12 protein-coding genes are annotated in these 10819 nt (G+C 72.2%); 5 read left to right on the top strand and 7 right to left on the bottom strand.

What is annotated here, in order from left to right:
* The 4 genes from VGD70_RS31760 to VGD70_RS31775 all read right to left on the bottom strand — a co-directional run.
* A partial coding sequence (locus VGD70_RS31760; protein ID WP_331087917.1) for a toll/interleukin-1 receptor domain-containing protein occupies positions 1 to 791 on the bottom strand: 791 nt, incomplete at its 3' end.
* A 46-nt stretch (positions 792 to 837) separates the two neighbouring features.
* Positions 838 to 1317 (bottom strand): SLATT domain-containing protein, encoded by a 480-nt coding sequence (locus tag VGD70_RS31765; RefSeq protein ID WP_331087919.1) that lies wholly within the window; start codon positions 1315 to 1317, stop codon positions 838 to 840.
* Positions 1314 to 1754, bottom strand: coding sequence for a DUF4231 domain-containing protein (locus VGD70_RS31770; protein WP_331087921.1), 441 nt, complete (start codon positions 1752 to 1754; stop codon positions 1314 to 1316). The genes VGD70_RS31765 and VGD70_RS31770 overlap by 4 nt, the downstream gene beginning before the upstream one ends.
* Positions 1755 to 1873: 119 nt before the next feature.
* Positions 1874 to 2560, bottom strand: a complete 687-nt coding sequence (locus tag VGD70_RS31775) for a hypothetical protein (protein WP_331087922.1) — start codon at positions 2558 to 2560, stop codon at positions 1874 to 1876.
* A 156-nt stretch (positions 2561 to 2716) separates the two neighbouring features.
* On the opposite strand from VGD70_RS31775, the gene VGD70_RS31780 reads away from it, so the two are divergent.
* The 4 genes from VGD70_RS31780 to VGD70_RS31795 all read left to right on the top strand — a co-directional run bounded on the left by VGD70_RS31780 (position 2717) and on the right by VGD70_RS31795 (position 5539).
* Positions 2717 to 4366 (top strand): AMP-binding protein, encoded by a 1650-nt coding sequence (locus VGD70_RS31780; RefSeq protein WP_331087924.1) that lies wholly within the window; start codon positions 2717 to 2719, stop codon positions 4364 to 4366.
* Between the two features lie 56 nt (positions 4367 to 4422).
* Positions 4423 to 4545 carry a hypothetical protein gene (locus VGD70_RS31785; RefSeq protein ID WP_331087926.1) on the top strand — a complete coding sequence of 41 codons (123 nt, stop codon included), beginning with the start codon at positions 4423 to 4425 and terminating at the stop codon, positions 4543 to 4545.
* 120 nt (positions 4546 to 4665) lie between these two features.
* A complete protein-coding gene (locus tag VGD70_RS31790; protein ID WP_331087928.1) occupies positions 4666 to 5049 on the top strand; it encodes a VOC family protein in 384 nt (127 codons plus the stop codon).
* A gap of 103 nt (positions 5050 to 5152) precedes the next feature.
* Positions 5153 to 5539 (top strand): cold-shock protein, encoded by a 387-nt coding sequence (locus VGD70_RS31795; protein ID WP_331087930.1) that lies wholly within the window; start codon positions 5153 to 5155, stop codon positions 5537 to 5539.
* Here the strand turns inward: VGD70_RS31795 and VGD70_RS31800 are convergent.
* The 3 genes from VGD70_RS31800 to VGD70_RS31810 all read right to left on the bottom strand — a co-directional run bounded on the left by VGD70_RS31800 (position 5536) and on the right by VGD70_RS31810 (position 8821).
* Positions 5536 to 6012 (bottom strand): DUF2771 family protein, encoded by a 477-nt coding sequence (locus VGD70_RS31800; protein ID WP_331087932.1) that lies wholly within the window; start codon positions 6010 to 6012, stop codon positions 5536 to 5538. The two genes, VGD70_RS31795 and VGD70_RS31800, sit on opposite strands and share 4 nt — an antisense overlap.
* 10 nt (positions 6013 to 6022) lie before the next feature.
* Positions 6023 to 7954, bottom strand: a complete 1932-nt coding sequence (locus tag VGD70_RS31805) for an MFS transporter (protein ID WP_414638113.1) — start codon at positions 7952 to 7954, stop codon at positions 6023 to 6025.
* 78 nt (positions 7955 to 8032) lie between these two features.
* The gene (locus tag VGD70_RS31810) at positions 8033 to 8821 is read right to left on the bottom strand and encodes a glutaminyl-peptide cyclotransferase (RefSeq protein ID WP_331087936.1); all 789 of its coding nucleotides are present in this window, start codon (positions 8819 to 8821) and stop codon (positions 8033 to 8035) included.
* A 49-nt stretch (positions 8822 to 8870) separates the two neighbouring features.
* Between VGD70_RS31810 and VGD70_RS31815 the strand changes: the two genes are divergently transcribed.
* On the top strand, positions 8871 to 10819 hold a 1949-nt coding region (locus VGD70_RS31815), incomplete at its 3' end, for a DUF3027 domain-containing protein (RefSeq protein WP_331087938.1).

Below are 10819 nucleotides of genomic sequence, written 5' to 3' on the forward strand. Positions count from 1 at the left end.
GCTGCGGTGTCCACACTGGACTCCTCGACCGCCGTTCGCTCCGTCACCGCCACCCCGCCGCCCCAGTCGAGCTCCGCTCCGCCCTGCCACTGGTCCCCGGGCGGCAGCCGGGTGGCGTCGTCGTCCGGGTCGGGGACCGTCTCCGGGGGGACGGCCGCCAGGATCTCCTCGATCTCCCGCGAGTTCTGGACCGTCAGCTCGTTGCGGGCGGCCAGCTCGTGGAGCAGCTTCACGATGTCCCCGCGCGCCGCCTGGTCGTCCTCCTCGCGCAGCTTGCGGCGCAGCTGGATGATCAGCTCCTCCTGCGCGTCAACGGAGATCCGGTCCGGGCCCAGCACGCTCGCGATCCGGTAGAGGTACTCGAACGGCACCTGGGGCGGCTCGGGCAGCGGGTCCGGCAGCACGACCGGGCGCGCGGTCAGCTCCGAGAGGGCCGCCACGAGGCGAACCACCGCGTCGGCGCTGCGACCGCGGTAGTCGATGATCTGCCTCTCCGCCAACGGGATGAACATGCTCTTCAGCGGCCCCACCTGCAGCGGCAGCACCGGGATCCCCAGCGACTCGGCATAGCGCAGCTCCAGCCGGCACGGCTTGGACCGCCACGAGTGGTTGGACAGCGCGAACACGAACACCTGCGCCTGCTGGATCTCGGTGATGATCTCCCGCCACCACGACTCGCCGCCGTGGATCTGGTGGTCCATCCACACCCGCCGGCCCAGCCGCTCGAGGTCCTCGCGGATCACGCGCACGAGCGCCTCATCGGTGCGCGTATAGCTCACGAACAGGCTCACGACAGCTCCCCGCGACCCTGTGTCATCCGTTCGCTCGCAAGCTCAGTCATGGCACCTCCTTCACCGGGAGGTCCGCGGCCTGCCCACGCTCGGCCTGGACGACGAGCTGCCCCCACTGACCGTTCTCCTTGCGGAAGATCTCCTCGACGCGGTCGATCCCACCCGCGACATCACCGTGCGGGTCGAGCGCGTCCCAGTCGATCTCGGCCTCCGCCAGGTTGAGCCACGCGTCCTCGTACAGCTTCGACAGGCGCGGAAACCCGATCAGGGCACCGAAAGCGACCACGACACCAGCGAGCGCGGCGCAGATCGCGGCGCCGATCGCGAACGCCGCCCGGGCCGCGCCGTCGGCGATCTGCCCGGCGACACCGGCCAGCGCCGCGCCGATCAGCAGGGTGTTGCGCACGACGATCGCCTGCCGGTGCGCGTCCCGGTACTCGTCGCGCCTGGCCTCGTAGTACCGCTTCTGGGTCCCGATCCGCAGCTCGCCGTAGAGCGCGTGGAACTCCGCGGCCCGATCGGTCACCGGGGCTCCCTGCCCGACTGGATCGCGAGCACGGCCCGGCGTAAGGCGACATCGCGGTCGCCGCCGGCGTACCGGCCGGTGCGCGAGAGGAACCGGAAATGCAGCGCGCGCAAGCGTTCGGCCTTGACGCGCTCGGCGAGATACTCGTTCTGCGCGCCCAGCTCGCTCGTCACCCTGCTGCTCGCCGCGAGCGCCCCGCCCAGCAGCACCAGCAGCACACCCGGCCAGCGCTGGTCGGCGAGCAGCGCCTGCAAACCGCCGAGGCCGCTCGTGACGACGGAGCCGACGAGGATCGTCACCTGCTGGCGGCGGTAACGGTTCTGGTACCGGAGCGCGGCCCGGTCGGAGCCGTGGAAAGCGTCCCCGACCGCCTCGTCCAGCGCCGCGAAGTCGGCGGCGAGCGTCGGGTAGGCCTGCCGCGTCTCGGCGGGAATCACCGGCGGTGACGTTTGTGGCGACCGGAGCGAAGGCAAACGCGCGAGTAGTTGCAGCGCCATGTCGGATCCTTCAATCGAGTCGTATCCGCATCAATTGGTCGCACTTCGCGCGCACCTCGTTACGGTTTCGCGAGCGCCGTTTCCAGGGCGGCGGTTATCGCGGCGCGGTCGGCGATGTCGACGACGGTGGTGAGCGGCGAGGCGGCCACCTCGGCCGCGCGCGGGTCGGCGAGGCGGCCGGCCGACGCCTCCGCGACGGCGTCCGCGGTCCGCCCGGTCCCGGCGACCACGAGGATCGGCCGGCCGAGGTCGAGGCTGCGGGCGATGTCGTCGTAGGTGATCGCGCCGCCGTTGACCACGAGCGTCACCGACGGCTCGCCGCCCGCGATCACCGACGCGACCCCGGCGAGCCACGGCGACTCGTCCCCCCAGGTCGCGCCGGGGACCAGCAGCGTGTGCGTGTGGTAGGGCTCGAGCTCCCCGTCGCCGTCCGCGCCGACGGTGCCGGTGGCGACCACCCCGAGCAGGGGAAACCGCGCGCCGACGGCGTGCAGGGCCCGGCCGGCCACCCGCATGACGCCCGAGTCGGTGCCCCCGTCCACGACGACCGCGTCGAGCCGGTCGAGCAGCGGGAACACGGCCTCGCGGAGCAGGCCGTCGACGAGGCCGAGGTCGGTCTTCCCCATGCCGCCCGCACCCCCGACGAGCACGACGACCGGCCGCCCGCGCCGCAGCCCCAGCTCGTCGACCCGGCCCGCGAGCTGCGCGAACAGCTCGACCCGCACCGAAGGCCGGGATGCACGCACGGCGGCCTCCTCGCTCGGTGGCCATGAAGCTACCCACCGGACGGTCCAGTTTGTAGCTTCCCGGTCAAACGCACCGCCGGCCCGTGCCCGCGGCCGGACGGGCGGGGCAAGATGGTGACGGGTGCCACAGCGGGCCCAGCACGAGGAGGTGCACGCATGACCACCGTCCCCAGCTACGTGTCCGGCACGTCGGACAAGCCGCTGCTCGGCGACACGATCGGCGACGACTTCGACCGGACCGTCGCCGCGCACGGCGACCGCGACGCGCTCGTCGACCGGGCCACCGGCCGGCGGTGGACCTACCGGCGGCTCGCCGACGAGGTCAACGCCGTCGCGCTCGGGCTCGTCGACCTCGGGGTCGAGAAGGGCGACCGGGTCGGCATCTGGGCACCGAACTGTGCCGAGTGGACGTTCACCCAGTACGCCACCGCCAAGATCGGCGCCATCCTCGTCAACATCAACCCCGCCTACCGGGTGCACGAGCTCAGGTACGTGCTCGACCAGGCCGGCATCCGCACGCTGGTGGCCGCGCCGAGCTTCAAGACCTCCGACTACGCCGGCATGATCGCCGAGGTGCGCCCGGAATGTCCGGCACTGCAGGACGTCCTGCTGATCGGCGGCGAGGACTGGACCGGCCTGGTCGCCACCGGGCGGGGCGGGTCGGCGGCACACCTGGCCGAGCTGCAGGACGCGCTGTCGGCCGACGACCCGATCAACATCCAGTACACCTCGGGCACCACGGGCTTCCCGAAGGGCGCGACGCTGTCGCACCACAACATCCTCAACAACGGCTACTTCGTCGGCGAGCTGTGCGGCTACACCGCCGAGGACCGCATCTGCATCCCCGTGCCGTTCTACCACTGCTTCGGGATGGTCATGGGCAACCTCGCGGCCACCTCGCACGGCGCGTGCATGGTCATCCCGGCGCCGGCGTTCGAGCCGAAGGCGACGCTGGAGGCCGTGACCGAGGAGCGGTGCACGTCGCTCTACGGCGTGCCGACCATGTTCATCGCCGAGCTCGCCGACCCGTCGTTCGAGCAGCACGACCTGTCCTCGCTGCGCACCGGGATCATGGCCGGCTCACCGTGTCCGGTCGAGGTGATGAAGCAGGTCATCGAGCGGATGGGCATGAGCGAGGTCACCATCGCCTACGGCATGACCGAGACGTCGCCGGTGTCCACCCAGACCCGCGCGGACGACAGCGTGGACCGTCGAGTGTCCACTGTGGGCAGAGTGCACCCGCACCTCGAGGTGAAGGTGGTCGACCCGGCGACCGGGCAGACGCTGCCGCGCGGCGAGCCCGGCGAGTTCTGCACGCGGGGCTACTCGGTGATGCTGGGCTACTGGGAGCAGCCGGACAAGACGGCCGACGCCATCGACGCCGCGCGCTGGATGCACACCGGCGACCTCGCGGTGATGGACGACGAGGGGTACCTCAACATCACCGGCCGGATCAAGGACATGGTGATCCGTGGCGGGGAGAACGTGTACCCGAGGGAGATCGAGGAGTTCCTCTACACGCACCCGGACGTGCTGGACGCGCAGGTGATCGGCGTGCCGGACGAGCGCTACGGCGAGGAGCTGATGGTGTGGGTGCGCATGCGCGAGGGCGCCACCGCGCTCACGGCCGAGTCGCTGCGCGAGTTCTGCACGGGGAAGCTGGCGCACTACAAGATCCCGCGCTACGTCCACATCGTCGACGAGTTCCCGATGACGGTCACGGGCAAGATCCGCAAGGTGGAGATGCGGGAGGTGTCGGTCGAGCTGCTGGGCCTGCGGGACGTGGCCGCCGCCAAGCACGCCTGACCGATCACTCGCCCGGGGAATGCCGTTGCGACCCCCGCCAGCCGCACCATACGGACGTGGACTCTCCGGTCGAGGCCGACCAGGCCGCGCGCCCCGAATGCCCGTTCAGCCCCGACGGGCGGCACTGCGCGGAGGTGAGCAACCCGAACCGCTGCGGCTTCTGCGGTGCGGCGATGTAGGTGCCACCCAAGGTGACCAGCCGGAACGGCACGGTCGCGAGGGTGGCCCCACGGCGGCGGGCGGCGCAGCATGGTGAGTCGCGTCGCACGCGCGGCGCCGGCCACCGAGGAGGCCAACGCATGCTCACCAAGTCCATGATCACCACGATGCTCCCCGTCACCGACGTCGAGCGCGCCGGCCGGTTCTACGGCGACACGCTCGGCCTGCACCAGCGGGCCACCGGCGCGGACGGGAGCGTCAGCTTCGACGCCGGCAACGGCGACGCCATCGGCCTCCTGCCCGCCGAGGCCGGGGCGCAGAGCGCGCACACCACGATCACCTTCGAGGTCAGCGACATCCGCGGGGAGATCCGCGACCTCGAGCGGCGCGGCGTCCGGTTCGCCGACTACGACCTGCCCGACCTCAGGACCGTCGACCACGTCGCGGAACTGGGCAACGAGAAGGCCGCGTGGTTCAGTGACAGCGAGGGCAACATCCTGTGCATCCACGAGGTGCTCGGCTGACCCGGCCAAACCCGCTACCCCCATCGCACCGGGGTGGCCTAGTCTGGACAGACGCGTCCTGGGTACGCCCTGGGGCGCGTTCGTTTGTCTGGAGGTGACCGTTGTGCCGACCGGAAAGGTCAAGTGGTACGACTCGGAGAAGGGCTTCGGGTTCGTCACACAGGATGGCGGCGAGGACGTCTACGTCCGGTCGTCAGCCCTGCCGGCCGGTGTGCCGGGGCTGAAGGCCGGCCAACGCATCGAGTTCGGGGTGGCCGACGGCCGCCGGGGGCCGCAGGCGCTGTCCGTGCGCCTGCTCGACCCACCGCCGTCGGTCGTCGAGGCGCGCCGGCGCCCGGCCGAGGAGCTGCACGGCCTGATCGAGGACATGATCAAGCTGCTGGAGTCCAACGTCCAGCCCGACCTGCGCCGCGGCCGCTACCCCGACCGCAAGGCCACCAAGCGCGTCGCCGACGTGGTCCGCGCCGTCGCCCGCGAGCTCGACCCCTAAGGCTCGACCTGGGCCGACCACACGCCGCGCGTCACGGCCTCCGGGCCGGCGGCGCCCTGGACCAGCTTCGCGCCGGCCTGCTTGACCTCGACGGTCTGCAGCTGGTCGCCGGCACCGGGTGGCTTCGCCTCGAACGAGGACGACTTGCCCGGGCTGAAGGTGGCGACGGTCTCGGGCGCCTTCTGCTCGCCGGCCGCCGTGCGGTACTGGATCACCACCGACCACGGGGTGTCCGCGACCTCCTTGGGCACCCGCACGCGGACCGGCGTCCCGGGCGCGACCTTGAGCTTGACCTGGGCCGTGTTGTCCCGCTTGCAGTCCTGGACCTGCACGTCGCAGTAGAGGTACGGCTTCGCGGTGACCTTGGTGGCCGCCACGGTGAAGTCCACCTTCGGCGGCGGGGGCGGCGGCTCGGGGGCCGACGAACAGCCGGCGAGCACGAGGAGGCCCACCAGCAGGACGAGCTTGCGCACGCAGCAGAGACTACGGGCGCTCGTCGCGTGCGCCGGGCGGCCCCTCGTGGAACACGGCGCCGCCGTGGCGCACCGACCCCCGCGGCGCGCTGCCGGTGCGCCACGGGCGGACCGGCCGGTCGCCGCCGAACCACGGCAGCAGCGACGCGCCCTGCCGGGTGAGCATGGTCTGCACCAGGCCGACCGCCAGCAGGACCGAGATGACGAGGAAGCCGAGCCAGAACACCGGGGGCAGTAAAATACCCACCGCCCCGCCGAACACCCAGGCGAGCTGGAGCACGGTCTCCGAGCGGCCGAACGCGGACGCGCGGGACTCCTCCGGCAGGTCGTCCTGGATGACGGCGTCGAGGCTGTTCTTGGCGAGCGCGCTCGCGATGGCGCCGACGAGCCCGACGATGGCCGCGGTGGCGATGCCCTCCATGAGCGCCGCCAGCACGGTCGACGCGAGGCAGCCGGCGATGCAGCCGATCATCACCTGCTCGGGGTGGCCGACGTGCATCCGCGCGCCGATGGCGTTGCCGACGAAGCTGCCCGCGCCGGCCGCGCCCGCGATGATGCCGAGCAGCAGCAGCTGCTTGAACGCGTCACCCTCGGTCTGCGCGCGGACGGCGAACGCGGCGAACATCATGAGGAAGCCGGTGAGCAGCCGCACCGTCGCGTTGCCCGACAGCGCGACCACGATCTGCCGGCCCATCGGCTGGCGTTTGGGTTTCTCCGGGTTGGCCGACAGCGACGCCGGCACCTCGCCCTCGGTGACCTCGACCCAGGCCGGGATCCGCATGGCCTGCACCGCGCCGACCACGCAGATGATCGCGGTGAACCACAGCGCCCCCGGCGAGTCGAAGAGCTGCAGGAACAACGCGCCGACCGCGCCGAACGCCGCGCCCGCGGCGAGGCCGAACACGGTGAGCCGGGCGTTGGTCTTGGCCAGCGTGATGTCCGGCGGCACGACCCTGGGGGTGACCGCCGCCTTCAACACCGTGAAGGACTTGGACAGCACCATCTTCCCGAGCGCGGCCGGGTACAGCAGCCACGTGTCGAAGTTGGTGGCCATGACCAGGCACATCAGCGCCTGTCCGGCCGACGCGGCGCACATGGCCAGCCGGCGGCCGCGCTGGATGCGGTCGAGCGCGGGGCCGATCACCGGCGCCACCAACGCGAACGGCGCCACGGTGATCAGCAGGTAGAGCGCGACCTTGCCCTTGGACGAGTCGGTGCTGGCGGCGGAGAAGAACAGCGTGTTGGCCAGCGCCACGGCCATCGCCGCGTCGCTGGCGTAGTTGAGCATGGTGGCGTAGGTCAACGAGGTGAGGCCGGACTTGTCGGCGCCGTCGGCGTTGGCCGCGCGGCGGAACGCGCGCACCGCGTTGCTGGTGAGCTGCCGGCTGCGGATGGCGGCGACCCGGGTGACCGTGAGCTTCTTCGGGAACTGCGGGGCGGCGGCCGGGCGGTCCTGCTGCTGCGCGGCGCGGGCCTCCTCGGGGTAGTCGTCGGCGTAGCCGTCCGGGCCGTAGGTCTCCGGCGGGTACTCCTCGTGCCGGGTGTCCTCGTAGCGGGGCTCGTCGTAGCGCGGCTCGTCGGGCGGCAGGTGCCGGCGCGGCGGGGGCACGTCCCGCCAGTTGCGGCCCTGCGCCGGCGGCGGCTGGCGGTACTCGGGCTCGCGGCGGACCGGCTGGGTGCGACGCTGGTCGTCGACCGGATACGGGCTGGCCGTGGGGATGGCGCCGGTCAGCGGCTCCTCGCGGGGCACCGGTGGCGGTGGCGAGGCCGGGCGTGGCACGTAGCGCGCGGTCGGCAACGGGGGCTGCTGCGGTGGCGGCGGGGGCGGCTGCTGGCCGATGGGCGGCTGTTGCTGCCGGGTCCAGCTGCGCCGACGTTTCCGGCCGGAGCCTGAGCGGCCACGGCGACCACTCGGCGGCTGCTCACCGGAACCGGAACGAATCACGTCTTCATCCTGCCGTACGCGGGGTCTGTATGAGGCACTGACGGGCCCGCCCGGCCAAGGGATCCATCGATCGCGTCAACGGCCGGCGGTGACGAACCTCACCCTGAACATCGTCGGCCACAACTTGCCCGTGACCAGGAACTCGTCGGAGCCCGGGATCGCGGCGATCCCGTTGAGGACGTCGGCGCCCTCGCGGTCGGCCGCGGGGAGGAGGCCGGTGAGGTCGATGGTGGCCGTGACCCGCCCGCTGCCCGGGTCGATGCGGACGATGCGGTCGGTCTGCCAGACGTTGGCGTAGACGGCGCCGCCGACGCACTCGAGCTCGTTGAGCTGGTCGACCGGCCGGCCGCTCGCGTCCTTGACCTGGACTGTGCCGGTTGCCTTGAAGGTGGCCGGGTCGCGGAAGGTGAGCGTGGCGGTGCCGTCGCTCATGATCAGCCGGTTGCCGTCGTGGCACAGGCCCCAGCCCTCGCCGTCGTAGCTCGCCCGGCCCACCTCCTTCAGCGTGGTCTTCTCGCGCTTGATGGCGACGCCGTCCTGCCAGGTGATCTGCCAGATGGTGTCGCCGACGACCGTGATGCCCTCGCCGAACATGTTCTTCGGCAGGGCGGTCCGCTTCTCGACGGTGCCGGTGTCCGGGTCGGTGGCGCGCATGCTCGACTGGCCCTCGAGGCCGGTGCCCTCGTAGAGGACGCCGCCGTCGATCTCGAGGCCTTGGGTGAACGCGCCGGCGTCGTGCGGGGTGGTGTCGAGGACCTCGGCGCGGAGCTGGGTGGGTGCCTCGGGTGGCGGTTCCGGCGTGGCTCCTGAGCACCCGGCGGCGACCGCGGCGACCGCGATGACGGCGGCCAGGAGAGCCCTCACGGGACCAGCCTTACATGTGTCGAGGGGTAGTGCGGCACAATCGTGCCCGATGAGTGTCACCGAGTCCGAGCTGCAGGACCCCGCCCTGGTGGCGGAGGTCGACCTCGCGCGTGCCGCTGCCCAGGAAGAGGCGGGTGACGAGGAGGTCGGTGCGCACGTCGGGACGCAGGTGGAGAGCGGGACGGCGGTCACCCACCTGTTCGAGGCGTACAAACCCGGCTACGGCGGTTGGCGCTGGGCCGCCACCGTCGCGAGCGCGGGCCCCGGCACCGAGGTGACCGTCAGCGAGGTGGTCCTCCTCCCCGGCCCCGCCGCGTTGGTCGCGCCGGACTGGGTGCCGTGGGAGAACCGGGTCCAGGCAGGCGACCTGGGCGTCGGCGATCTCCTGCCGACCGCGCCCGACGACCCCCGCCTGGTGCCGGCCTTTGTCGAGTCGGACGACCCGGCCGTCGAGGACGTCGCGCTCGAGGTCGGCCTCGGCCGCGCCCGCGTGATGGCCCGCCCGGCCCGCGAGGACGCGGCGGCCCGCTGGCACGAGAGCGAGTTCGGCCCGCGGTCCGACATGGCCCGGAGCGCCCCCGCCCACTGCGGCACGTGCGCGTTCTACCTGCCCCTGGCCGGCTCGCTGCGAGCGGCCTTCGGCACCTGCGGGAACGAGCTCTCGCCGGCGGACGGCCACGTGGTCCACGCCGAGTACGGCTGCGGCGCCCACTCGGAGGCAGAGGTCGAGCAGGTAAGCCCGGTCCTGGTAGCCAACCTCATCTACGACGACGCCCAACTCGAGATCGAGCCATTGGTCGACGAGCCCGAGCCCCCGGCCGCCGAAGCCCCGGAGGCTGGCGCCGAGGCGGAGGTCGCGGAGGCGGAGGTCGCGGAGGCGGAGATCGCGGAGGCGGAGGTCGCCGAGGCCGAACCGGACGAAGCGCGAGTTGCCGAGGCCGAGCCGGCCGAAACCGAGCCAGCACAAGCACAACTGGGCGAAGCCCAAGCGGCAGACACCGAGCCGGCGCAAGCACGACTGGCCGCAACCGAGGTAACCGAAGCCGAAACCGAGCCAGCCGAGGCGCCGGCGACAGCGGTCGAACAAACCGAAGCCCAGGTACCCGAAGTCGCACCGGCCGAGGCCGACCCGACCCAAGCCACGACCGCCGAAGCGCAGGCGATCGACGCCGAGCCGACCGAGGCACGGGTAGCCGAGGCAGAGCCCACCGAAGCCACGGTGACCGAGCCAGGGGCGACCGAAACCGAAGCCGCGGAAGCCCAGGCAACCGACGCCCAGCCGACCGAGGCGCACCTGGGCGAAACCCAGGCGGCAGAGGCCGAGGCCACCGCGGCCGAAGCCGACTCCACCAATGCCACGGCAGCCGAAGCGGTAGCGACCGGAACCGAGGCGGCGGAAGCTCAGGCAACCGACGCTCGGCAGGCCGAGCCAACCGAGGCACAGCTGGGCGAAACCCCGGCGGCGGACGCCGAGCCGGCCGAAGCGCAGGCGGCCGAGACCGATCGAGGCGAAGCGCGAGCAACCGACCCGGAGTCGGGCGAGACCGAGATGGCTGAGCCCACCGAAGCCACGGTGACCGAGGCGCAAGCCGAGCCAGCCGGAACCACGGAAGCCGAGCCGCAGGCGGCCGAGATCGAACCCACCGAAGCGCGGCTGAGTGAAGCTCAGGCGGCCGAAGGCCAGGTGGCGGACGCCGAGCCGGCCGAAGCACCCGAAACCGAGCCCGGGCCCGTAGAAGCGGCCCAGGTTGGTTCGCGTGAAGACCACGGCGTCGAGGTGCCGAGCGAAGGCGAGGCCACTCGGACCGACGTGCCTGCCGGCACTCGGGCGGCCGAGACGCCTTCCGAAGAACAGGTCGCCCCAGCGGAGCCGGGCAGCGACAAGGAGACGGCCGGCGCCGAAGGCGTGTCGGGTCCAGCCGTTGGCAGGCCGTCCGGCGGCGACGAGGCACCGGCTCGGCGGGTTGGGTTCCTGGGCACCGCTCGTGGTGAGGTGAC

This window comes from Actinophytocola sp., from assembly GCF_036402745.1.
GTDB lineage: Bacteria > Actinomycetota > Actinomycetes > Mycobacteriales > Pseudonocardiaceae > Actinophytocola.